Annotated in this window: 21 protein-coding genes and 2 pseudogenes; 18 read left to right on the top strand and 5 right to left on the bottom strand. The window is 27.4% G+C overall.

Annotation, left to right across the window (positions count from 1 at the left end; all coding sequences use genetic code 11):
• The first annotated feature begins 315 nt into the window (after positions 1-315).
• From CLSA_RS12280 to CLSA_RS12255, 6 genes are all read left to right on the top strand, one after another.
• The gene (locus CLSA_RS12280; protein WP_022746666.1) at positions 316-699 is read left to right on the top strand and encodes a hypothetical protein; all 384 of its coding nucleotides are present in this window, start codon (positions 316-318) and stop codon (positions 697-699) included.
• Positions 700-942: 243 nt separating this feature from the next.
• Entirely contained in the window at positions 943-1887 is a 945-nt protein-coding gene (locus CLSA_RS12275; protein WP_022746665.1) for an ABC transporter ATP-binding protein, read from the top strand.
• An 11-nt stretch (positions 1888-1898) separates the two neighbouring features.
• A complete protein-coding gene (locus tag CLSA_RS12270; protein ID WP_022746664.1) occupies positions 1899-2642 on the top strand; it encodes an ABC transporter permease in 744 nt (247 codons plus the stop codon).
• Positions 2643-2655: 13 nt separating this feature from the next.
• A complete protein-coding gene (locus CLSA_RS12265) occupies positions 2656-3603 on the top strand; it encodes an ABC transporter permease (protein WP_022746663.1) in 948 nt (315 codons plus the stop codon).
• Between the two features lie 303 nt (positions 3604-3906).
• Positions 3907-6465, top strand: coding sequence for a LuxR C-terminal-related transcriptional regulator (locus CLSA_RS24325; RefSeq protein WP_022746662.1), 2559 nt, complete (start codon positions 3907-3909; stop codon positions 6463-6465).
• Between the two features lie 100 nt (positions 6466-6565).
• The gene (locus CLSA_RS12255) at positions 6566-7474 is read left to right on the top strand and encodes a metallophosphoesterase family protein (RefSeq protein ID WP_022746661.1); all 909 of its coding nucleotides are present in this window, start codon (positions 6566-6568) and stop codon (positions 7472-7474) included.
• Between the two features lie 238 nt (positions 7475-7712).
• On the opposite strand, the gene CLSA_RS12250 is transcribed toward CLSA_RS12255, so the two are convergent.
• Positions 7713-8084, bottom strand: coding sequence for a hypothetical protein (locus tag CLSA_RS12250; protein ID WP_022746660.1), 372 nt, complete (start codon positions 8082-8084; stop codon positions 7713-7715).
• Between the two features lie 243 nt (positions 8085-8327).
• Positions 8328-9674, bottom strand: a complete 1347-nt coding sequence (locus tag CLSA_RS12245) for an aminotransferase-like domain-containing protein (protein ID WP_236903241.1) — start codon at positions 9672-9674, stop codon at positions 8328-8330.
• 399 nt (positions 9675-10073) lie between these two features.
• On the opposite strand from CLSA_RS12245, the gene dapA reads away from it, so the two are divergent.
• From dapA to CLSA_RS12230, 3 genes are all read left to right on the top strand, one after another.
• Positions 10074-10958 carry a 4-hydroxy-tetrahydrodipicolinate synthase gene (gene dapA, locus CLSA_RS12240; protein ID WP_022746656.1) on the top strand — a complete coding sequence of 295 codons (885 nt, stop codon included), beginning with the start codon at positions 10074-10076 and terminating at the stop codon, positions 10956-10958.
• Between the two features lie 158 nt (positions 10959-11116).
• Positions 11117-12001, top strand: coding sequence for a LysR family transcriptional regulator (locus CLSA_RS12235; RefSeq protein ID WP_022746655.1), 885 nt, complete (start codon positions 11117-11119; stop codon positions 11999-12001).
• Positions 12002-12209: 208 nt separating this feature from the next.
• Positions 12210-13193: a carbon-nitrogen hydrolase family protein gene (locus tag CLSA_RS12230; RefSeq protein ID WP_022746654.1), complete on the top strand. Its 984-nt coding sequence runs from the start codon at positions 12210-12212 to the stop codon at positions 13191-13193.
• Positions 13194-13262: 69 nt separating this feature from the next.
• On the opposite strand, the gene CLSA_RS12225 is transcribed toward CLSA_RS12230, so the two are convergent.
• Positions 13263-14471 carry an MFS transporter gene (locus tag CLSA_RS12225; RefSeq protein ID WP_022746653.1) on the bottom strand — a complete coding sequence of 403 codons (1209 nt, stop codon included), beginning with the start codon at positions 14469-14471 and terminating at the stop codon, positions 13263-13265.
• Between the two features lie 237 nt (positions 14472-14708).
• On the bottom strand, positions 14709-15326 hold the full coding sequence (locus CLSA_RS12220) for a histidine phosphatase family protein (RefSeq protein ID WP_022746652.1): 618 nt from the start codon (positions 15324-15326) through the stop codon (positions 14709-14711).
• 133 nt (positions 15327-15459) lie between these two features.
• Between CLSA_RS12220 and CLSA_RS12215 the strand changes: the two genes are divergently transcribed.
• The 7 genes and pseudogenes from CLSA_RS12215 to CLSA_RS24590 all read left to right on the top strand — a co-directional run.
• Positions 15460-16341 carry a LysR family transcriptional regulator gene (locus CLSA_RS12215; protein ID WP_022746651.1) on the top strand — a complete coding sequence of 294 codons (882 nt, stop codon included), beginning with the start codon at positions 15460-15462 and terminating at the stop codon, positions 16339-16341.
• Between the two features lie 189 nt (positions 16342-16530).
• Complete coding sequence (hydE, locus tag CLSA_RS12210) at positions 16531-17574, top strand: [FeFe] hydrogenase H-cluster radical SAM maturase HydE (protein ID WP_022746650.1); 1044 nt, start codon at positions 16531-16533, stop codon at positions 17572-17574.
• Positions 17575-17626: 52 nt separating this feature from the next.
• Entirely contained in the window at positions 17627-18520 is an 894-nt protein-coding gene (locus CLSA_RS12205; protein WP_022746649.1) for a phosphatidylserine decarboxylase, read from the top strand.
• Between the two features lie 317 nt (positions 18521-18837).
• On the top strand, positions 18838-20385 hold the full coding sequence (locus tag CLSA_RS12200; RefSeq protein WP_241393267.1) for a nitrite/sulfite reductase: 1548 nt from the start codon (positions 18838-18840) through the stop codon (positions 20383-20385).
• Positions 20386-20414: 29 nt separating this feature from the next.
• A pseudogene (locus tag CLSA_RS22550) lies at positions 20415-20543 on the top strand (deoxyribose-phosphate aldolase); the annotation flags it as partial.
• A gap of 49 nt (positions 20544-20592) precedes the next feature.
• Positions 20593-21813, top strand: a complete 1221-nt coding sequence (locus CLSA_RS12195; protein ID WP_022746646.1) for a peptidase U32 family protein — start codon at positions 20593-20595, stop codon at positions 21811-21813.
• 67 nt (positions 21814-21880) lie between these two features.
• Positions 21881-22065: pseudogene (locus tag CLSA_RS24590) on the top strand (gfo/Idh/MocA family oxidoreductase); the annotation flags it as partial.
• A gap of 133 nt (positions 22066-22198) precedes the next feature.
• On the opposite strand, the gene CLSA_RS12190 reads toward CLSA_RS24590, so the two are convergent.
• Positions 22199-23098 (bottom strand): LysR family transcriptional regulator, encoded by a 900-nt coding sequence (locus CLSA_RS12190; RefSeq protein WP_022746644.1) that lies wholly within the window; start codon positions 23096-23098, stop codon positions 22199-22201.
• 129 nt (positions 23099-23227) lie between these two features.
• Here CLSA_RS12190 and CLSA_RS12185 point away from each other — a divergent pair, with 129 nt between their 5' ends.
• Together CLSA_RS12185 and CLSA_RS12180 are read left to right on the top strand one after the other, a co-directional pair.
• Positions 23228-24217 carry a sulfide/dihydroorotate dehydrogenase-like FAD/NAD-binding protein gene (locus CLSA_RS12185; RefSeq protein WP_022746643.1) on the top strand — a complete coding sequence of 330 codons (990 nt, stop codon included), beginning with the start codon at positions 23228-23230 and terminating at the stop codon, positions 24215-24217.
• A gap of 321 nt (positions 24218-24538) precedes the next feature.
• The gene (locus tag CLSA_RS12180) at positions 24539-25540 is read left to right on the top strand and encodes an NADH:flavin oxidoreductase (protein ID WP_022746642.1); all 1002 of its coding nucleotides are present in this window, start codon (positions 24539-24541) and stop codon (positions 25538-25540) included.
• The last annotated feature ends 265 nt before the right edge of the window (positions 25541-25805 follow it).

The raw sequence follows: 25805 nt of genomic DNA, 5'->3' as shown, positions 1-25805 counted from the left end.
TTTTAATAAAACATGTATTTGTATAAAAATGATTGCAATTTGAATTATGTATCAAAATACTATATACTGGTTAAGTATGTAAAATTATTAATAAATGCCCAAATATAATGTGGAGTAAGTTATAGAGTTTCATATTGATATCAAAGCATATAAATTGTTGCAATTTCAGAAATGTGAGTGATTTTTTAATTTCACAAATTTGAATCTTAATGAAACCCTATATTGATTCAGAAATGAAGATACCATTTATAAATGACATTTTTATTTTGAATAAAAGATTAACAAATAATTAAACTGTAGAACATGGAGGAAATCATGCAAAAAGCAGAACGAGGAAGAAGATTATTTTTAGCAATGGCAACAGTATCTATGATATTAAGTAGCGTTGTAACTTTATTAAATATTATTTTAAATGGACAAGTTGAAAGATTAGGTTCAGGAATTATAAGTATAAGTATTCAGGGAATTCTTTTATATAAAATTCATAATGGCAAAAAGTGGGCTAGGAATATACTTAGCATGTTAGCCTTTTTTGGATTAATTTCAATATTAGTAATATGTGTAGATGGACCGGTTAAGGAAAAAAATTTATTAATAAATTTGATTATGGGTTGTATGTTGGTATTATATAGTTGGATAGTATATGTACTAGCTTTATCGCCAAGTTTTAATGAGTATTTTAAATCTCAAAACGTTTAGTACAAACTGTGTTGAGGTTTTAAACGGAATAAATATTACATAGGCATTTATATTATTTTTAAATTTTAATAATTAAATAAATAAATTAAAAACTCTAGCAGTATTATCTATGGAAATAGAAATTGTTAGAGTTTTAATTTTTCTTATAAATTTAATTAATTACTAATAGTCAATCAAATCAACCTTTTGGTTGATTACAAGTTGTATGGTTAAGGCGTAGTATAAGTTCTAGAGGTGATGATTATGGAATCAATATTAGAAGTAAAAGATTTAAAAAAATATTATAAAGAAAGTAAGGCTGTAGATGGACTAAGTTTCAATTTATATGAGGGAGAAATATTAGGGCTTTTAGGACCAAATGGTGCAGGAAAAAGCACTACAATAAACATTCTTTCAACTATATTAAAGCATGATGAAGGAAAAATAACGTTTTTGGGGATTGACATAAATGATAATAAAAAATGCATTAAGTCTCAGCTTGGTATAGTGCCTCAGGAATTAGCAATTTTTGAAGAAATATCAGCATATAGAAATGTTGAATTTTTTACATCTTTATATGGATTAAGTGGAAAAAAGTTAAAAAGTGCTGTATTAGAAGCATTAAAAATGGTTGGACTTGAGGATAAAAAGAATAGTAAACCAATAACTTTTTCTGGTGGAATGAAACGAAGACTTAATATAGCTTGTGCAATAGCGCATAAACCCAAAATACTTATATTAGATGAACCTACTGTTGGTATAGATCCGCAGTCTAGAAACCATATATTAGAGTCAATTAAAAAATTAAGAGATTATGGAACAACTATTATATACACTACTCATTACATGGAAGAGGTTGAAGAAATAGCAGACAGAGTAATAATAATGGATAAAGGTACTAAGATAGCACAAGGAACTATACCTGAATTAATGGAGAATTATAAGAATACAAGGATATATAAAATATGTATAAATACTTTTTATAAAGAAAATTTTAAATATGACTTTTTATATGAAATAGAAGGTGTCCAGAAAGTAGAGTTTACTCACAATTGTTTTAATATAACAACAATTAAGGAAATAGAAAATTTGGATAAGATAATTGTAAGTTTAATTGATAGAAATATGAAAATAAGTCATATAACAAGCGAAGAAGGAAATTTGGAAATGGTATTTTTGAAATTAACAGGAAGAAAATTAAGAGATTAGAGGTGAGGAAAATGACTTTATGGAAGCTTGTTAAACAAGATTTTAGAAATTTAATAAAAACACCAGTCATTGTAACATGTTGTGTTATATATCCATGGCTGTTAATTACCTTATTTGGTTTTATATTTTCTAGTCTTTATGGTGGAGAAGGGGTGAGCTCATATGATTATTATGGTGTGACTATGATGATATATTTAATAGTGGCTTCACTTACTATAACACCAAATACTTTTATGGAGAAAAAGCTGCGACAGGGCAACATTAGAATAGCGTATGCACCTGTTTCAAGAGTTTCGATTTATATTTCAAAAATAATATCATCATTTTTATTTATGGGCATTAGTTTTTCTATAAATATGACATTGATGAACTATTTTAAATTTGTTAATTTTGGTGGAAGCAATTTTGAATATGTAATAGCCTTATTTTTAGTATTTTTATTATTTTCAGTGACACTTGGAGGAGCAGTTTGTGTGATTTTAAAGACAGAGGAGTTGACTAATATGATTCTTTCAAATGTAGGAAGTGTTTTTGCATTGCTTTCAGGTATGTTCTTTCCTGTTGATAGTTTAGGTGATATGGTAAGTAAACTATCAAATTTATCACCTTTAAAATGGATATTAAATGTAACTTTCAGTGTAATATATGATAATGATTTTCAAAATTATAGTTGCATAATTTTAGGGTTAATTTGTCTTTCAATTATTTTTATAATAGTTATGCATTTTAACTATAAACCAGAAGATTATATATAAAAGGAGAAAAAATATGATAAATGTTATTAAAGTAATACTATATAGAATGATAAAAAGCAAATCATACCTGGTGATGCCTATTTTTATAATTCCAATTGTAATAGCCTGTTCTATTTATTTTTCAAGCAGCTTTGTAACAAAAGCTAATATTGGAATTGTGGGAGATTACAATATAAATTTTAATAGTGAGGAAATTAATATAATAAAGCTTCAAAATAAAGTGATGCTTTCAGATTTAGCTAAGAATAAATATGATGCTGTTATATCATTTGAAGATGGAAAAGCAGTGGTAGATACGATAAAAGGAAATGACTTTAAAAACAAAGTAGAAAAAACTATAAATGGTGAAAGTGTTACATTTAAGGATGGTGAAAAAAGAGGTGTAGCAGCCAATATAATTGGATACATAACTATGTTTGTAATCTTATTAGGAGTAATGCTGTATAGATTCTTTTTAGATGATAAAAGAGGCATAGCAAAGAGAATAATAAGTGCAAATATATCTTATGGACAGTATATATTAAGTCATCTAATTTCAGTATTTATTATAATATTTATTCCAACATCAATAGTAACAGTACTATGTAAAGAATTGTTTCATTTAGATACAACTGTAACTATATTTCAACTAATTTTCATAATATTAATTTTATCATTATTATCATCAGCTTTTGGACTTCTTATATCTTCGTCTGTGAAAGAAATGCAAAGTGCAAGTATGTTAAGCGTTATGATTAATATTATAACTACTTTGTTTGCGGGAAGTTTTTTCACTGTATCCAATAATAATCTAATAACTAAGATAGGTAGTTTGTTACCTCAAAAACATATCTTAGATTTTACAATTGCGTTAGAGAATAACGATGTAATAACGTATGGTAATGTAGCTAGTGTTATTGCAATCACCATTATAATGATATTTTGTTCATTTTTAATAAACAAGTATAAATCCTATTCGTAAAAATAGATATAGATATCCAAACTATAAATCATACTTATGTGGTGAATAACCGAAATCAGAAATATTTCCGATTTCTAGTGGAGATATTAACCACAAATAAGTTGAGTTCTTAAATTGGATATCTATATTAGTGAGGATGTTTAGATATTTTTTTATGTTATTTTATGCTTTAGCGTTCAGAAAACCACCTGCTAAGCGTGTGGTCCTGACTTTTTGAATGTGCCTTATAAGAATGAAATGTAATTGTGATTGGATAATATGATAAAATGTAGTATGTGGAATAAATTATTAAGGGTGATTGAAATGAAGAATATTCTGTATACAAAGTTAATAAGACCGAAAAGTAAAGATATAGTTCATAGAAATAAAAATATAAAAGATAAACTTATGAGTATATCAGAAAATAAATTAACAATAGTAAAAGGTGGCCCAGCTGTTGGTAAGAGTACTCTTATTTCTAGTTATATAGGTGAACAAAATAATTACATGTGGTTATCGCTTGATGAAAATAGTGATGATTTATCTTATTTTTGGACTTATTTGCTTAATGGATTAAAAGAGAATATTGAGGATTTAAATTTTTATATTGATATTATAAATCCATTGGTTAAGAGAGAAGATATTTTTGAATTAGTATCATCTTTAATTAATGAACTTATTTATAAAGAAGAATTGTTTATAGTATTGGATGATTTTCATTATATAGAAAATAAATTTCTTTTAGAAACTATTGAATATTTTATATGCAATTCATCTGATAACATACATTTTATATTAATATCAAGAAGAGAAATTAATATTTATTTGGGTGATATTCTTATGAAAGGTGGAATTGTTGATATTGGTGGAGAAGATTTTTATCTTTCCTTAGATGAAGCAGAAGAATTTATAAAAAATAGTAGTAAAAAGATTATAAGTGATGAATTAATCAAGGAAATTTATTTGAATACGGAAGGATGGATAGGAGCAATTAAGCTATTATTAACTATATTAGATACAAATAAGACTATAAAAAACTTACCTAAAAACAACAAATTATTTATTGATTATATGAATAAGGAAATCATAAATAGTTTATCAAAAGATGAAATAGATTTTTTGGTTAAAACATCACCTTTAAATTATATAGATCCAAGTATCTATGAGTATATAGCTAGTAAAAATGGGTTTGAAATTATAAGAAAGTTAATAGAAAGGAATATGTTGATTATCACAATAGACGAGGATAAAAAGATATTTAGATATCATAATATATTAAGACAATATCTAATAGAACTTTTTAATAAATATCCAGTGAAAATCAAAAACGAAATTATAGAAAATCTTACACGTTTTTTAATAAATGAAAAGAATTATGATGAAGCTATAAGTATTTTCATAAATTGGAATGTATATGATAAGGCATTAAAAATAATTGAAAGCAATGCAGATAAGATTGTATCAATTAAAGTTGTAAATGAGTTTCCACTGCAATATTACAGGAAAAGCATTGATTTAACTTTTATATCAATCTTTTTTAACTATTTAAATTTGGATTATGAAAGATGTTATACAATAATTAATTCATTAGGAAATGAGATAAATAATGAATGCTTAAAAGCAGTTAAAATATTTGATATTTTAGCAGGCAATGGATCAAGGAGTGACTTAGATACTGAATTCATAAGTGAAATTGATAGCGATTTAAATATATTTACTAAAATAATATATTATCTTTTATATTCATGTGCATTAGGGATTAGAGGAGAATATATAAAAGCCTTAGATATGATGAATATAATAAAAAGATATAATAAAGAATTAAATAATAGCTATGTTGATATAATATGTCAATATAATAAACTTAGTTTATTAGAGGAAATCGGAAAACTAAATCAAAGTGAAGCAGGTTATGGAGAGCTATGTAAACTAATAAGCAATAAAAATTATAGATATTGTTTTGACATTTTTAGAAATGTAGGGTTACCTGGTATTTATATAAAAAAGCTTGAGGATCAAAAAGCGGAAAATTTATTGATTGAAGCAATAAGGATACTCAATGAATTTAATGGAAGAACTGCTTTTGCTTTAATAGAAAAAAACATTGAATATAATTTAGCAGAGGTAAAATATATTCAAGGAAATATAGTTGAATGTGAGCGATTAGTGAATAAAATAATTCAAAATTGTGAAGACAATAGTTCATATATAGAAGCATTGTCTTTGAAAATTATACTGTTGTATTCTGAAAACAAAATAAAGGAAGAGGAGTATAATGAGTTTATTAATCTTTATGAAAAAAATTATATGAAATCAAATTATTATTCCAGGATAGAGATAACATATGGAATTGTTCTTTATAATTTAAAAAGATATGAAGAAAGTTTAGAAGTATTCAATAAAGTTATATTAATATGTAGAAAGAACGGAATAGGATATTCACTTGTATGTTGCTTGTTATGGAAAGTAATACTATTAAATAAGTTAAATTCTGATAATATAAAAGAGTGTATAAATATATTAAAAGAAGCTATGTTTTATTCGAGAGATGAAGATATATTATTTCCTTATTATAACAATAGAAAATATTTAAAGGATATTATAACAAAGTTTAAATTACAATTATTAAATGATGATAACAATAAAGAATTTATTAAAAAGCTGATTAATTTAATGGATATAAAAGATGAAAGTGAAATTTTAAGTCCGAGGGAGATAGAAGTTCTTGAATCTTTAATAGCTGGACTGAGTAATAAGGAAATTGGTGAAAAGCTATTTATATCTATCTCAACAGTAAAAACGCATATTATAAATATATATTCCAAACTTGGTGTTAAAAATAGGGTGGAGGCAGTAAACAAGGGGAGAAAAATAATTTATTAAGGCAGATGGACTTGTTATTTTTTTATGTATCTAATATCAAAACATACAACTATTTCGTATAATATATTGTTTTTATTAATTTATGAAGGTAGGCTAATTCATGAGAATTCCTCTTAGATTTGATTCTTATGGTAATTTTAAGATTGTTCAGTTTACAGATTTACATGAAGGACCAAATAAAGATAAGGCAATAGACATTATGAACAAAATTTTAGAGTATGAGAAACCTAATATGGTAGTATTAACTGGAGATATTATTGATGGTAAATGTCAAAGCGTAGATGATGTGAAACTAGCTATTAATCATGTTGCAGAACCAATGGAAACTAGGAATATACCGTGGGCTATTGTTTTTGGCAATCATGATGATGAGCACAATATGATGAGTAAAGAAGAAATGATGAAGTTTTATATGAATTTTAAATATAATGTTAGTCAAATAGGTTATAAGACTTTTGATAGAGTTGGCAATTATAATATCCTTTTAAAAAGTTCAAAGGATAATTCTATACCTAAATTTAATCTTTATTTCATGGATTCAGGAAAATATGCACCTAGATTTATTGGTGGATATAACTGGATCAAATTCACACAGATTTGTTGGTATAAGAAAAAAGCACTAAATTTAAAAATTAAATATAATAAAAATATACCAGCTCTTATGTTTTTTCATATACCATTACAAGAATTTAAAAAAGCATATAAAAATGGTGTGATTAACGGTAAGAGATTTGAAGAAGAAAGTTGTCCTAAAATAAATTCTGGTCTTTTTGAATTTATTTATAATGTTGGGGATGTAAAAGGCGTATTTGTTGGACACGATCATCTAAATAATTATTGTTCGGTGTTTAAAGAAATTAAACTAGGTTATGGTGGATATGCTGGATATAGAACTTATGGTGAAGATTATATACCACGTGGAGCAAGAGTATTTCTTATTAATGAATTAGATCCAGCTAATTTTAAAACATGGGTGAGGCAAGAAGGGGATAGTGAATTGAATTTATGACGAAGTCTAATTTGCTAAGTATAAAAGTCACATTAAATTGCAATGTATAATTATTTAATTAAATGTTGATTACAAAGTTAGATAGTCTAAATGTAAAATTTGGATTTTAACTTTTTATTATTTTATAATTTAATTGAATTGCATATTAATTTAATATAGCATAATCACTTAAAAGAAAAAAATAAAATATTAAGCTCTAATAGTATATATAAAAATATAATGCTATTAGAGCTTATGTTTAGTTTGAAAGCCAATCTAAGACAGCTGAATTTGCACATGCTGAAGATTTTGCATCTACTTTTGTTACGAACACAATATCACCTTTATTGGTTACAGAATTAACTTCATTAAAAATATCTTGAGCAGATAAATTTGTTTTAACCAAAAATCCTTCAGGCATAAATTGAGCCCAAGCACCAAGAGATTTGATTTTTCCTATTATATTAATATCTACATTGGTGTTTTTATGTGAATGTGTGTCATCTTTACCACATCCGCAGTTTTCATGCTCATGAGAATTTGAGTGATCATCATTGCATCCACAATCATCATGATCATGATCATGACCTAAAGTATCGCTTAAAAAATATGTAATCATAAATGTTGACATAATGTTATCTCCTTTGAATCTAATGTTTATTTGAAATTGCATAATCGATAATAATTAAACAAAAATGATAATTGTTATCAATTAAATTATATATCATATATTATTTTTGTCAACATTAATATATATTGTATTATCAATAGCAGCGTGATTATTTAAATAAAATACATGAGTAATTAATAAAATCCTTGATATTACTAATTTAAGTAGTATTAAGGATTTTATAGCTTGCATACAGATATAATGTTAATTCAAATTTTTTTGAATAGAATGAAGTATTATAGGTATGTTTTTCTTTATTTGTTTCTCATTCACTTCACTTATAGTAATTCTGAAATAATTATCACATTTGTATTCTTTAAGGAAACATTCACGTGTGTCAAATATTCTTATATTCTTATGATATAGTGAAGTAATTATTTTATCATAATTTACTGAACCATTTACATGAATACAGCTAAAGTATCCAGACTCAGGGATGTTATATTGTATATTTGGATATTCGCATTCTAATAAGATATTTTTTAAGCAATTGATACGACTACTGTATAGACTAACTAATTGTTTCATATGGGAATCAAACATTCCGTTCTTTAAGTATATTTCTAAGGCTCCTTGAGATAGTATTGGACTGTTCATATCAGTCCATTTTTTATATTCTAAAAAATTATTAATAAGTAAATCAGGTAATATAAGAGCCGCAACCCTTAAACCTGGCATAATTATCTTTGAATAACTTTTTAAGTATATTACCCTTGATGAAGTATCATAGGAATATAGAGGGTCATTCTTTTTATTTATATCTAAATCTGCTGAAATATCGTCTTCGACAATGTACACATCATATTTTTCTGCTAATTTAATAATCTCTTGTTTTTCAAATTTACTGTATGAAGTTCCAGTTGGATTGTGAAATCTAGGTATACTATAGAAAAATTTAATATTGCCGTATTTAAACAACTTCTCTAATTCATCTAAATTTATTCCATTGAAGTCTCTATTTATTCCTAGAGTAGGGATGTTATTAAGTTCAAGGAATTTTATCATTCCATAATATGTAGGCTGTTCAACAAGAATATTAGATTTACAATTTGGAAATGGCATGATTGATAAAATATTCAATGCTTGTTGAGAGCTTGATGTAATAAGTATGTTATCAGGTTTTGTGAATATTTGATAATTTTGAATATGTTTTGTTAATACCTTAATTAAAGATTTTAATCCTCTAGGATCAGAATATGTAAAAAGTTTTTCCTTGTATAAATCTATTGATTTATTTAAACAATGTTGAAAATTCTTATATGGAAAAGTTTCAGAGTTTAAATTTACAGCTGAAAAATCTACCATTGGCTGCTTAGAGGAATTTGGGTTATGAAAATCATCAACTATATAATATCCACTTTTAGGTACTGAATAGATAATATGATCCTGCTCAAGTTTTTCATAAGCTTTTAGAACTGTACCTGTACTACACTGAAACAGTTCTTTAATTGATCTAATAGAAGGTAGTTTTTTTGGAGTATTGAGTTTTTCAGACTTTATATTATTTTTTATGTATTCTATAATTTCTTCATATTTTAACAAATTAAGCACCTCCTCTAAAATTGTGCTAGTACAGATGACTATTTTATTCGTTGATATATAGATTACACTATAATAACATAATTGTATAGTAAATTTTAGTTAAGGGGGGGATGTGTTATGGAAAAGAAGAAGGCTCATGATTTGAATTCAGATAAAGTTTTATTAAGGATTTTGTTGAAAAAACTGGGGTATGAAGAAGAGGTTATAGATAAGGTATGTGAAGTTATTAAATAAAAGGGGGCATTTTATATATGAATTTTTCAAATATAAAATACTAGAATAAATATGCATAAAATATATGAAAATGATTGAATTATTTAAAAAATGAGAAAAATTTTCTGTATTTATAATTTTTCTTTATAAAATGAATCAATTATATAAGTATTAACGATTTGGAGGCATGTTTTTATGAAGAAAACAATATTTACTGGTGCAGCAGTTGCTATAGTTACACCTTTTAATGAGAATGGAATTAATTTTGAAGAATTAAAAAGACTGATAGATTTCAATATAGATAATGATACAGATGCAATTGTAATTGCTGGAACTACAGGTGAATCATCAACTATGTCAAATGAAGAGCACAAAGAAGCAATTAGATTTACAGTAAAATATGTGAATAAGAGAATTCCTGTAATAGCAGGCACAGGTTCAAATGATACAGCGTATGCTGTTGAACTTTCAAAATATGCTGAAAATGTTGGAGTAGATGGAATATTGGTTGTGACACCTTACTATAATAAAGCAACTCAAGGTGGTTTAGTTAAACATTTTACATATATAGCAGACAGAGTTAATGTACCAATGATTTTATATAATGTTCCATCAAGAACTGGGGTTAATATTCTTCCAGAAACATATGTAGAATTAGCTAAGCATCCAAGAATAGTTGCAACAAAAGAATCTAGCGGCGATTTATCTCAAGTAGCTAAAATCAAAGCTTTATGCGGAGATAATCTTGATATTTATTCTGGAAATGATGATCAAATAGTTCCCGTATTATCATTAGGGGGTAAAGGAGTTATTTCTGTATTATCAAATGTTATGCCTAAGGAAGCACACGAAATTTGTAGCCTTTACTTTGAAGGAATGATAGAAGAGAGTACAAAAATGCAGACGGATTATTTAAAACTTATAAATAATTTATTTATTGAAGTTAATCCTATACCAGTAAAGACTGCTTTAGGACTTATGGGATACAATATTGGAGATTTAAGAATGCCTCTATTTGCGATGGAAGGTGAAAATTTAGAAACATTGAAAGAGTGTTTAAAAGAATATAAATTAATTTAGAAAAAGTATTAAAACCTATATAAAATAATTCGATATTTGACAATGGCTGTCTATTCTGAAATATGTTTGGCAGCCATTTTCTATATGTAAAAATTTAAGTTTGGTAAATGTGAATATTTATTCTATTTGTTTATTTTTAGAGTATGGGGGGAATTATTATGAATATTAAAGAATTAATTAATTTCTTAAAGGTGTGTAAAATGAAGAGTATTTCTAAAGCATCAAGAGAACTTTTTATTTCACCACAAGGTTTGAGTAAATCAATAAAAAAATTAGAAAAAGAGCTAGGCGTAATACTATTTATACGCTCTTCAATTGGAATGTCTCTTACGAAACAGGGAGAAGTATTGAAGAAAAATGCTATAAGAATTATTCAAGATTTAGAAAAACTTAAATATGAAATGTATAATGCAACAAAATTTAATAAGGAAAAAATAAAATTAGTTTCATCTTATGGTGTAATAAGATTATTAGAGCCTGAATGCATTTTAGAATTTAGTAAAAACAATACTAATATATCATTAGAATATGAGGAACATCCTGATATGTATATTGATGAATATGTTAAAGAAAATAAAGCAGATATAGGATTTGCCATTGAGCCTATAGATGATGCAGCGTTTAATAAAACAGTTATTAAGACATTTGATATTAAGCTTTTAGTACATAAGGATCATCCTCTAAGTAAAAAAAAGGTCATTACTTATAAAGATGTTGATAATGTAGATATGGTTATTGAAAGTAAAGTATTTAAAGTATATCATATTTTAGATGAACATTTTAAACAAGCAGGAGTAGAACCTAATATTATTTTTGTGACAAGTGGTTTTAGTCTTTGTCATAAGTTATGTGCTGAAAATAAATGCATATCTATTACTATGGATTTTATAAGCAGAGATATTAAAAATAATGACATTGTGGCTATTCCTTTTGAAGATAAAAGTTTAAAATGGACAATTTGTATGATAACTAAAAAAGGGCATATATCAAGCACAATCAAAACATTTGAAGATTATATATTAAGTTGGATAAATCATATTTAATATGTATAAGCTATTAACCAATAGTTTATGCATATAAAATTACTGGTGCTACCCAAGTAAAATTTAAGATGATATACTAACATCAATAAATGACTTACGTAAGAATTTATAAAAAGTGATAAGTAATAAATAAATGACAAAGGCGTCTTAAGTATTAATGAAATATACTTGACACGTCTTTTTTGGTTAAATTAAGGAGGATACAATTATGTCAAAACAATACCCAAAATTCAAAGCAGCAGCAGTTCAAGCTGCACCAGTATATTTAGATTTAGATGCAACAGTTGAAAAGTCTTGCAAATTAATTGATGAAGCAGCATCAAATGGAGCAAAGTTAGTAGCATTTCCAGAAGCATTCATTCCAGGTTATCCTTGGTTTGCATTTATTGGACATCCAGAATATACAAGAAAATTTTATCATGAATTATATAAAAATGCAGTTGAAATTCCAAGCTTAGCAATTCAAAAAATAAGTGAAGCAGCAAAAAGGAACAAGACCTATGTATGTATTTCTTGTAGTGAAAAAGATGGTGGTTCATTATATTTAGCACAATTATGGTTTAACCCAGATGGAGATTTGATTGGAAAACATAGAAAGATGAGAGCATCTGTTGCTGAAAGATTAATATGGGGTGATGGAAGTGGAAGTCTAATGCCTGTGTTTGAAACAGAAATCGGTAATTTAGGTGGATGTATGTGTTGGGAACATCAAGTACCATTAGATCTTTTAGCTATGAATTCACAAAATGAACAAGTTCATGTAGCTTCATGGCCAGGATATTTTGATGATGAAATTTCAAGCAGATACTATGCAATTTCTACTCAAACTTTTGTATTAATGACTTCATCAATTTACTCAGAAGAAATGAAGGATATGATTTGCTTAACACCAGAGCAAAGAGAATATTTTGATACATTTAAAAGTGGACATACTTGTATCTATGGACCAGATGGAGAACCAATTAGTGAAATGATTCCAGCAGAAACAGAAGGAATAGCTTATGCAGAAATAGATGTAGAGAAGATAATTGATTTTAAATATTATATTGATCCAGCAGGTCACTATTCTAATCAAAGTTTAAGCATGAATTTTAATCAAAATCCTACACCAGTTGTTAGAAAGTTTGGAGAGAGTAAAAATAAAGTTATATCATATGAAGAAATTAATTTATCAGTAGGTAGTGAAGAATAAAATTCAGTACTGCATATAAAAAGTAAAAGACGCAGAATTCTGCGTCTTTTATATTATATAAGGAAGTTTTTAACTATTAGTTTCTGATTTAGGTCGGACTTCTAAGCGGAATAAATAAATAGCTAGTATTGCAGAAATCAGGGCAATCGTTCCAAATACTATAAATGCTGTATTAATACCGAACTTAAGAAAATAACTAAATACCAAACTTCCAAGTCCCATACCTGTGAATAATGTAAATACATTTAATCCCATTGCTGCACCACGTTTTGGACTAAGAGTTGTTACAATTCCAGCTAAAAGAGGTTGTGTCATGTCGTATCCTAAAGAAAGAGTAGTTACAAAGAATGTAGCAACATAAACTGGTAGATTAATTGTAAGTGCAACAGTTGATAAACCAGCTATTGCAAGACCAGCAGGAATTAAGTGATTTCTTCCAAAGCGATCAGCTAGTCTACCAATTACTGGCCCAAGTAAAAAACCAGGTAATCCATAACCTATCAAAGCAAGTCCAATACCAAATTCACTTAAAGCATAGTTTTTTGCAAAATATAAACCAAGCCAAGTATATACACCAGAATGGAATATTGCATTAATCAATACATAAGCATAAGTTTGTTTACTTCTTCCTGAATTAAGAATACTAAAATAAGATGATATTACATTTTTGATACTAGCGTGTTCACCAGTTTGTACTTTTGTATTTAAGAAATTCCTGTATGGTAATAATATAATTAAAACTATAGAAGCTAAAATAGTAACACTAAGGAAAAGACCACGCCATGTAATGAACGGTTCAAGGATTACTCCAGCAGTAGAACCAAAGGCCATTCCTCCTGCCATAGCTCCAAAAATCCAGCCAAGCGCCCTGCCTCGTTCAGTATATGGAAATAAATCACCGATTAAAGCAAGAGAAATAGGTACTACGCCACTTGCTCCCATGCCTGTTAATATACGAATATATAGCATTGATGTTGCAGAAGAAGCAGTGACAGTTAAAGCTGTAAGTAATATGAAGCATATAAAGGAAGAAAGTATAATGGCTTTTCTTCCGAAGCGGTCTGATAATGGTCCCCAGATAAGTGTAGTCATTCCATAAGGAATTAAGTATGCTGGAACAATCAAACCAATATTCTCAGCTGATACCCCAAATATATTTGCTAACTTAGGTATAATAGGTGCTACCATAAAAGCTTGGTAAAAGATTAAGAAAGTTGCTCCAGCTAATATCATTATTAAATTTTCTCTTTGTTTTTGTTCTAAATTATTTGAATTCATTTTATCCTCCTGTTAAATATTGTTAAGTAGATTTAATCATTCTTTTTATTTGTTTTTGAAATTTTAAAAGATTATAATGTTTAAAAAAACACCCCCTGGGGGTGGCGTATATATATTTTAAATTACAATTTGATTTATTTCTATAAAAAAAATTCTTATCTGTACTAATACAGACAAGAATTTTTGGTAAAACTTAAGCACAACAAGATAGTAATTATATATTTAGTATCATATTTTTTATTTGTAATGAGATGTATCTCCATGTAATAGAATTTTATATGTTCCATTGCAGATACATATTTTAGAAAGACTCGCTGGATCTATATCTGGGTTATTACAAATTTCATGCATGTCTTGATTTTTAAAATATGACATTATAACTTTTAAAGTAATTCTATGTGTTACAATTATTATATTTTTACCTTGATTTGAATTAATAATATTTTCAAGTGCAGGTATAACTCTGTTTTTTAAGTTTGGATAAGATTCACCTTCGCCAGTTGGAGAATATTTTATAGGATTATTCCAAAAATTATTCCAAGCTTTAGAATATTTATTAATAATGTCAATTTGTTTCATGCCTTCCCATTCACCCATGTTAATTTCTTTTAATTCTTTGCATATATGAAAAGGAATGTTTTGATTCCCTTGTATAATTTTAGCTGTATCATAAGCACGTTTGCTTTTACTAGAGTATATTAAATGAAATTTTTCATTTATAAGTCTGTCATGTAATTTTTGGGCTTGAATTATGCCAAGCTTTGTTAGAGGTGAGTCCTTATGTCCTTGCATTCGTGTTTCTAAATTCCACTCTGTTTGTCCATGTCTAATCAAATATATAGTAGTTTGTATCATATTTTTCTCCTAAATAATTTATTATAAATAATGCCGACAATGATTTATATAAAGAGTATAGCAAAAGTGAATATATATGTATAATATATGTTATTATACTATTCATAAATAAAATATATAAATAGGAGCAAATATGAATTTACATGCATTAAGATTATTTTATATGGTAGCTAAAGTAGGAAGTGTAACAGTTGCAGCACAGCAACTAAAAATTAGTCAGCCAGCAATTACAGCACAAATTAAAAAATTTGAAAAAGAAAATGGTGTTATATTATTTTTACCCAAAGGTAGGGGGATTTACTTAAGTGAAATAGGTGAGCAATTAGTAAAAGAAGCAGATGCAATTTTTAAAATAGAAGATAGAATAGAAACAATAATAGATAATTATAAACAAGGTAAAAATGGAACTTTGAAAATAGCGGGTAATTATCTCTCAACTAATTTTTTAATACCTATGTGGGTTACTAAATTAAAACAAAATAATAAAGACATTAATATTGAAATTAATACATTGAATACAGAAAGTGCTATTAATCAGCTTGTGTCATATGAGGTGGATGTTGCAATTTTAGGTAGTGGAGCAAAGAAATATATAGATGAAATTAACATTACTAAAATAATGGATGATGATTTATGGTTTGTAGCATCTTCAAAGCATAAATATGCAAATAAAAAAGTTAGTTTAACTGATATTATGTTAGAACCGTTTATAATGAGAGAAAAAGGAAGTTATGCAAGAAGTATTTTGGAATCACTTTGTTATACTTATGGTATTGAACTACCTAAAATAGCACTTGAATTTAATGGATTACATGAAACACTTAGGGCATCTATGTCTGGTTATGGTGTGAATTTTTGCTCATCAATAGCAGCGAAAGAATTTATTGATATGGGAAGATTATCTAGAATCTATATAGATAATATAAATCTTAAAAATGAGATTGTTATTTGTATAAGAAAAGATGAAGAAAAAACAAATTTAGTTAAGAAATTCATTTCAGTTATAAATGCTTAGTGATTAACTAATTTTACACCCTTTTATAATATATAGGTAATTTTTATACTAGCACAGATGATGTTTTTATTTCTTGATATTTACATGGTCATAATATAAATTATAAATTGCAAATGGAGAATATTATGTGAAAAACTATCTTTGCTCAAATAGCCAGTAGGCTTAGTTTTACTTAAGAGGGTGATGTTTATGAATTTGAATATAAAATTAATTGAAAAAGCTGAGAAAAATCATTGTTTAAGTGAGGAAGAATTAATATCTATACTTAAAGATGATAGTATAAATAATATACTTTTTGAAGCAGCTGACAGAATAAGAAAAAAATATGTTGGGGATGAGGTTCATTTAAGAGGAATTATTGAATTCTCTAATATATGCAGACGCGATTGTTTATATTGTGGGCTGAGGAAGTCTAATACAAACATTAAGCGATATAGGTTAATGCCTTACGAAATAATAGATTTGGCACATAAAGCAGCTGGATATGGATATAAGAGCATCGTCTTGCAGTCGGGAGAAGATTTATATTATACAGTGGATATCATGAAGCACATAATATCAAATATAAAGAAATTAGGTGTAGCAGTAACTTTAAGTTTAGGCGAAAAGACTTTTGAGGAATATAAAGCTTATAAGGAATCAGGAGCAGATAGATATTTAATGCGAATAGAAACTACTGATAAAAAACTGTATGAAGAATTAGATCCAAGAATGACGCATGAGGAAAGAAAAAGATGTCTTAGAGATTTAAAACATTTAGGTTATGAAGTAGGAACTGGCAATTTAGTAGGGCTACCTAATCAAAGCATAGAATCACTAGCTAATGACATACTCTTTTTTAAAGAAATAGATGCAGATATGATTGGCTTAGGTCCGTTTATTCCAAATGAAGATACTCCGCTAAAAGATTATAAAGTAGATAATTTTGAAATAAGCATAAAGGTAATGGCTTTGGTGAGGCTTTTATTACCAGATGCAAATATACCTGCTACAACAGCAATGGAAAGCTTAAATAGAAATGGTAGAGTAATTGCACTTTCAAGTGGAGCAAATGTTGTTATGCCTAATATTACAGAAGGTGAGTATAGAAAACTATATGCTATTTATCCAGGTAAAATATGTGTAAATGAGACACCAAACCAATGTTGGAATTGTATTACAGGAAAAATAAGTTCTATAGGAAGAACTGTTTCAAAAGAACTTGGATGCAGAGAAAAAAGGAATATGGCATAATTTATTGTTTTTAATTGTGAGAGAAGTTTAATATAACTAAGAGAGGTTAATTATGATTAAATACTATAATAGAAAAGTTAATAAATATGAAGTTGAAAAAATTGCAGGTGATAAGTATCTTAATTGGATTTATTCCTCCCCTATTGGGATGAGTTTCTTAGAAATAATAATTAAAAAAAAGTTCTTTTCAAAAGCTTATGGGCTTTTTTGTGATAGTAAAGTAAGTTGTAAAAAAATTGATTCATTTATTAATGATTTTAATATAGATGCTTCAGAGTTTGAAAAGAAGATAGATGAGTTTAAATCTTTTAATGATTTTTTTACAAGAAAGTTAAAAAATAAATTTAGACCAATAGATACAAACAGGCAAGTAGTAATTTCGCCTGGAGATGGGAAGTTAATGGCTTATGAAAATATTGATTTAAATAAAATAGTTCATATTAAAGGTGGTATATATAAGTTTCATGAACTCATCAATAATAAAGATACTTCCAAAGAATTTTTAGGTGGAACTTGTTTGATTTTGAGACTTTGTCCTACAGATTATCATAGATATCATTTTATAGATAGTGGAGCATGTAGTACAAGCTTTAAAATAAGTGGAGATTATTATTCGGTAAATCCAATAGCTTTAAGCAAAGTGCCAGAGATTTTTTGCAGAAATGAAAGACAATGGAGTATTTTTGATACTGATAACTTTGGACGTGTATTATATATTGAAGTTGGTGCAACCTGTGTTGGGTCAATAGTACAAACGTATAGGGTTAGTGAACATGTCAACAAGGGAGATGAAAAAGGATATTTTAAATTTGGAGGCTCTACAATTATAATGATGTTTCAAAAAAATAAGATAAAAATAGATAGTGATATAATATATCAAACTCAGAATGGATTTGAAACTAGTGTGTTTATGGGAGAAAAAATAGGAATGCAGATAACAAAATAAATATAAATGTCATCTGTACTAGCACAGATAGGAATTTTATTTGTTGATATATAATTCATACTATATTACTATGAATATGAGGATAAGAATACTTCTCATCTTTTACCAATATAAAGGGCTATTAAGTGAAACTTGATTCAGGTGGAATTCACGTTTAAATCTTAGTTGAACTTATCTATGATAGCACCATTTTGTTATCTTTAACTTAAGGAAGAGAGAGTATTATAGTGGTTACACATGAGATAAAAATATTTTTATTTATGTTATTCATAAAGTAAATAGAAGGGAAAGACAAATAGATGAATTTAAGTCTTTTAATGCAATTGTGGGAATTTAAATCTTTTAGTGCAATTATGGGAATTTATAAAGAAAGGCTGATAGAAACTTATATGATAAGACCAAGAATTCCAGGTGGATGTATAACATTGAAGCAACTGAAAGCAATAAGTGAAATAGCAAAAAAATATGGAGGCAATCAAATACGTTTTACAACAAGACAGGATATTCAATTTCATTCCGTAAAAGCAGATGACTTGAATAATTTATTAGAAGAACTTATGAAAGCTGAATTAACAACTAAAGCAGCAGGTGGAGATGGAGTAAGAAATATTGCGTGTTCACCTCTTTCAGGTGTGGCTACAGATGAAATTTTTGATGTTACACCATATATGAAAGCTGTTGCAAATTATATGATGGATGACCCTAAAAATCTTAAATTACCTAGAAAGTATAAAATAGCTTTTTCAAATAGTTTAGAAGATACTGTTAATGCAACTATAACAGATATAGGATTTATAGCAAAAATAGTTGATGGAAAAAGAGGATTTGAAGTTTATGGTGCTGGTGGACTTGGCAGAAATCCAAGTGTAGGAATAAAACTTGAAGATTTTATTGATCATAATGATGCATTATATTATGTACAAGCTATGAAACAAATCTTTGAAAGAGAAGGAGATAGAACAAATAGACATAAAGCTAGATTAAGATTTGTTCTCCAAAGATTAGGTGAAGAAAAATTTAGAGAAGTGCTTAAAATTGAACTTGATAAAGTTAGAACTGAAAAAGATTTAAAACTTAACATAGATTATAAAGATGAAGATTTAGAAGATATAAAACAAATTAATCAAAAGCAATGGGATGAAAAATATCAAAATAGAATTATTAATCAAAAGCAAGAAGGTCACTATTCAGTATATATTCATCCAATTAGTGGTAATGTGACTACTGATAATTTAGATATTATATTAGATTTCTTAACTAATTTAAATTACAAAGTATCCTTAAGGTTAACTATGACACAAGGATTTTTTGTAAGAGACTTAAAAGAAAATGATGCTCAAAGATTAATTGATATAACATGCGGTTTTTCTTCTATATTTAACATAGATAGTTCAGTAGTTTGTGCTGGGGCTAAGACTTGTAAATTTGGAATTAATAAATCTCAAGGATTATTAAATAAAATTATTGAAACTTTCAAGGATAAATCTTTTGAAATAAAAAATGTTCTTCCACAATTATTTATATCAGGATGTCCAAATTCATGTGCTCAACCTCAAAAAGGCATTATTGGTCTTATTGGAAAGAGAAAGCGTACAGAAGATGGAATGATACCAACATACGCTATTATGTTTAATGGCAAAGTGGGACCTAATATAGCAAGGGTTGGGCAAGTATATGGTGAAATTCCTGCTAAAAAAATACCTAACTTTCTTGAAGAATTAGCACAGCTTAAAGTTAATTCTGGATATGAGGATTTCGTTCAATTTGTAGGAAATAAAGAAATTGAAATAAGAGAATTAGTAGATAAATATTCTACATTAGAAAGCATTAGTGAAAATTCAGATTTATATTCTGATTTTGAATAAAATAATTAAAAATAAGGAGAAGGAAAATTATGAATATAGCTAAATATATAGATCACACAATATTAAAACCAGAGGCAATGACTGAGGAAGTTAAAAAATTTTGTAAAGAAGCAAAGGAATTTGGTTTTGCTTCAGTTTGCGTTAATGCTTGTAATGCTATAAATGTATTGCAGTATTATTTATTTAAATAATAAGGAGTAATAAAGTATGAAGAAAATTGAATTACTAGCACCAGCGGGAAATTTAGAAAAACTTAAAACAGCTATAAATTTTGGTGCTGACGCAGTATATCTTGGAGGCGACAAATTAAATCTAAGAGCAGGAGCGGATAATTTTACAATAGAAGATTTAAAAGAAGGGGTTGAATTTGCACATTCAAGAGGGAAAAAAATTCATGTGACATTAAATGTAATTCCACATAATGAGGATTTATTTGGAATAGAAGAATATCTTAGAGAATTATATGATATTGGTGTTGATGCTGCACTTATTGCTGATCCTGGAGTTATAAGCATAGCAAGAGAAGTTGTGCCAAACCTTGAAATACATTTAAGTACTCAAGCTAGCAATTTAAATTATCAATCTGCTTTATTTTGGCATAAGGTTGGAGTGAAAAGAGTTGTAGCAGCAAGAGAAATGAGCTTGGAAGATTTAAGAGAACTTAGAAATGTATTACCAGAAACTTGCGATGTAGAAGCTTTTGTACATGGATCTATGTGTATGGCCTATTCTGGGAAATGTTTATTATCAAATTATTTGAATGGAAGAGATTCTAATAGGGGAGTTTGCTCACAGCCTTGTAGATATAAATATAATTTATTTGAAGAAGGGGAAACAGGAGATTACAATAAAATTAATGAAGGCTCTGATGGAGTATATTTAATGAATTCAAAGGATTTATGTATGATAGAACATATTCCAGAGCTTATTGAATCTGGTATAAATTCTCTTAAGATTGAAGGAAGAATGAAAAGTTCTTATTATGTTGCATCTGTAGTAAAGGTGTACAGAGCAGCTATTGATAAATACATAGAAGATCCTAAAAATTATAAGTTTGATCCTAAATGGATGGACAATCTTATAAAACCTAGTCATAGACCATATACAACTGGTTTTTATTTTGATAAAGAAATAAGACAAAATTACGAAAGCTCATCATATATACGAAATTATGATATTGTAGGTGTTGTAAAGAATTATGATAAGGAATCTCATATTGCAAATATAGAACAAAGAAATAAAGTTTACAATGGAGATTTTGTTGAAGTTTTGGCGATAAAGGGAGATAACAAGATTATAAAGCTTGAAGATATGAAGAAAGAAAATGGTGAATCTATAGAAAGTGCGCCTTCTGCTAAAATGATTTTTACTGTAAAATGTGATAATGAACTTAAAGATGGAGATATACTGAGCAAAAGTAAGAATTAAGATTTATTAGGACATTTCTAAAAAGTATGTTTTTATAAAAAATAATATTGTAAACAAATAGATTTTAATAAATGAAAATAATTATGAACATAGAATGGTTAATCAATTTATTGAGTTTACAAAGATGATTAAAAATAATGATTTGGAAAGATGCTACAAAATGTTAGACCATAGCTTAGTGGTTAGTAAAATACAAACAATTGCAAGGTATAAAGGTGAATAGTATTTACAGCTGATAATGATATAAGATAAAGCTTATAAGTGAGATTCTTTAAGCAAAGAAAGTATAGTATCCTCGATTCAGAAATTTTTGAGTCGGGGATATCATTGTATATAGAATATAATTAAGTATCTGTTGATTTAGAGTAAAAGTTTGTGTAAATTATTACGGTTTAAAATATCTAAGATAGTTATTCTTAAAAATATTTAAAAAGTGTCGGGCAGCTGGGGAGAGATATCTATTCTTTATCCATATTAAGGCAGTACTGGTGCTTAGAGATTTTTCATTAATTTTTCTGTAGTTCAAATTCAAATTTGGAATGAGATCAATCCAATCCATTGGCATAACGGCAACACCCATGCCAAAGCTTGCTAATAAGAGTATTGATCTAGTATCATCAATTTTACAAAGTATATTAGGTTCAAATCCTGCATTTTTGCAAGCCTCTGTTATAATGTGTTCAAGTCTGAAGTGAACTATTAATGGTTTATTTGAAACCTCAGTCAGCATTATGTTTCTTTTATGTTTACTCCAATATAAATTGTCCGAGGCTGCGACTATCATAGGCTGATTCTGTAAGTATAGAAAGTTATACATATCTGAATTTAAAGGAGTTCTGATTATTCCAATCTCTATAATTCCAATTTTTAAAGATTCTAATATTAAATTAGTAGTCATATTTCTTATTTCAAATTTTACTTTGGGATAGGTCTTATGAAAATCATTAATTATTTCAGGTAAAACTACATTTACTGATGTCGGTATAGCTCCAATTGTTATAGTGCCATAAATACCTTCTTCAAAGTTTGTTAATTCATCAATGGTTAAATCCATCAAATCCAACATTTGTTTGGCACGAAGCTGAAGATTTTTACCTGCATCTGTTATTTGAAATTTTCTCGTATTTCTTATTATTAATTTAACTCCTAATTCATTCTCAAGTTTTTTCAATTGATTACTAAGATAAGGTTGGGCTATATGCAATTTTTCAGCAGCCTTTGTTATATTTTCTTCTTCAGCAATAGCCAAAAAATAATTTAATTGCTTATTATCAATAATAATCACTTCCAATATTTTTATTTATATACATTTTATTATAAGTAAGATACTTATTAAGTATTACTGTAATTTGAATTAAATCATATTTTAATTATTGAAGAATAAAGTATGATTTAAGGAGTTGTAAAATTTTAAATGAAGTATGAAAAAGTGGATTGTATTGATGCAGGAACTGAATACTGTCCATGTAAGCTTGCAGAATATGGGCAATGTTTGATATGTTCTCAATGCCAAGGAGAAATTTTGTGCGATTGTTTGAATTGGAAGGGGGTGTGCATATATCAAGAACTCTATAATAATGGTAATAAAGCAAAAGAGGGACGTAAAACTTTTAAATGTCATGTAAAGGAAGCATTAAATTATGATAACAAATTATTAGTAATTAAGTTTAAAGCACCTCATAAACTAATTATAGATTTGGTTAGACCAGGAAGTTATATATTTATAAGAACAACTGAAAATACTTATTTTGATATTCCAATCTCTATTATGAATTCAGATGTAGAAAATGATATTATTACAATTGCTGTTGAAATTAAAGGAATAAAAGCAGTTAAATTATTAGATATAAAAACTGGTGGAAGTATAATCATACGTGGTCCTTATTGGAATGGTGTTTTTGGTGTTAAGAATATATTCGATGAAAAAAATAATAAAGCACTAATACTTGCAAGAGGAATTGGACTAGCTCCTATGATTCCTGTAGCAAGAAAATTAATTTCACAAAACAATGAATTGCAGGTAGTAATAGATAAAAGCCCATTTAAAGAAAACTTTGCTAAAGAATTTTTAAATGAATACAACATAAAAATATCTGAAAATTTTTTATTAGATAAGGGTAAACTTTCAGATCAGGCAAAAAGAATAATTAAAGATGCTCTTGAATATGGTACAAATTATATTCATATAGCAGGAGCTGATATTCTAACTTATGATGTAATTAATTATTTAAACAAGATTAACAGAAATGATGTTTCTATTTCGTGTTGTAATAATTTTAAAATGTGTTGTGGTGAAGGAATTTGTGGAGCATGTACAGCAAGATTTTCAGGTCATAGAGTAAAAAGATTCTGCAAAGAACAGGTTGATCCAAGAAGTATTTTTGAAGAGAGAAGATTTATATAAAGTTTTTATTTAATAATATTAGTTGACTAATTTAGTTTAATTAGTTAACTAAATGGAGGATATATGTATGGGAGGAATAAATGTTGAAAAATTTATTGGCATATTAAACAGACAATTTTAAATGTAAGACGAACATTAAATTCCATTTGGTGCCAATTAAAGATTTAATATATGAAAAAGGTATGTTATTTATTTCTTTGATTTATGAAGTTTAGCTCTCTTTTTAGATAGTATCTTACTTTAAAGTGCATACTTTAATTATTAACTATCTCGTCATATAATGAGCATAGGAATAAAATAACAAAAGGGGAAGCGATAAAAATGTCATATTTAATTAAAACATTAGATAACTGTAAGTTATCTTTGAAAAATAGATTAGTCTTTCCACCTATGGCTACTTCTAAATCAGAAGGTAATGGAGAGGTAAGTAAGGAATTATTACAATATTATGATGAAAAATCTCGAGGTGGTTATATATCATTGATTATTATTGAGCACAGTTTTATTACACCTCAAGGTAGAGCTAGTAAAGGGCAGTTATCTGTAGCAGATGATAGTACTGTTGAAGGTTTGAAAAAATTAGCTGATATTATTCACAAAAATGGTTCCAAAGCAATAATGCAAATTAACCATGCAGGAAGTGCAACTAATACAGATGTTACAGGCGGATACGCGAATGTAGGTCCTTCATCTATAGTTAATCCACGTTCAAAATCGGAAGTGCCAAAGGAACTCAGAAAACAAGAAATAAAAGAAATAATTCAAAATTTCAAAGATGCAGCAAAACGTGTAAAGGATGCTGGTTTTGATGGTATAGAGATTCATTCTGCTCATGGATATCTTTTAAATCAATTTTATTCTCCACTTACAAATAAAAGAAATGATGAATATGGCGGTGATGTATTAGGTAGAATTAAAATTCATTTAGAAGTCATAGAAGCTGTAAAAGAGGCAGTAGGTGGAGATTTTCCAATTCTTCTTAGACTTGGAGCTTGCGATTATATGGAGGGTGGAACAACAATAGAAGATAGTAAAATAGCAGCGTTAGAATTTCAAAAAGCAGGAATAGATATACTAGATATTTCAGGTGGATTATGTGGGTACACAGTTCCAGGTCTTGTTGGACAACAAGGATATTTTTCTGAGCTTACACAGTCTATTAAAGAAGTAGTGTCAATTCCAGTTATATTAACAGGTGGGATAACTGAAGCTAATGCTGCTGAAAAGTTATTAACTTCAGGTAAAGCTGATCTTGTTGGAGTAGGAAGGGCTATGTTTAGAGATTCAATGTGGGCAAAAAAAGCGATTGAAAGCTTGGGATAATAAATAATGTAAGTGATGCAGATAAACAGTTATTAAAAAATTCAATACATAATTGTTTCTTTGTGTTTTAATATTAAGTTAATGTATTATCAATAAACTGGAAAGTGTATAAATAACTTCTAAAGAAAGCATTATTGCTTAAAGTTAAAGTTTTAGACTATCTAAAAATATATAGATAGTCTAAAATTTTGTTCTAAATTATTAAAATATTAACAAATAGCTTTAACATAAGAAAAAATCAAAAAAATCATTAAATGTAAAAAAA

The organism is Clostridium saccharobutylicum DSM 13864 (genome assembly GCF_000473995.1).
Taxonomy (GTDB): Bacteria; Bacillota; Clostridia; order Clostridiales; family Clostridiaceae; genus Clostridium; species Clostridium saccharobutylicum.
This window is presented reverse-complemented; position numbering and strand designations above follow the sequence as displayed.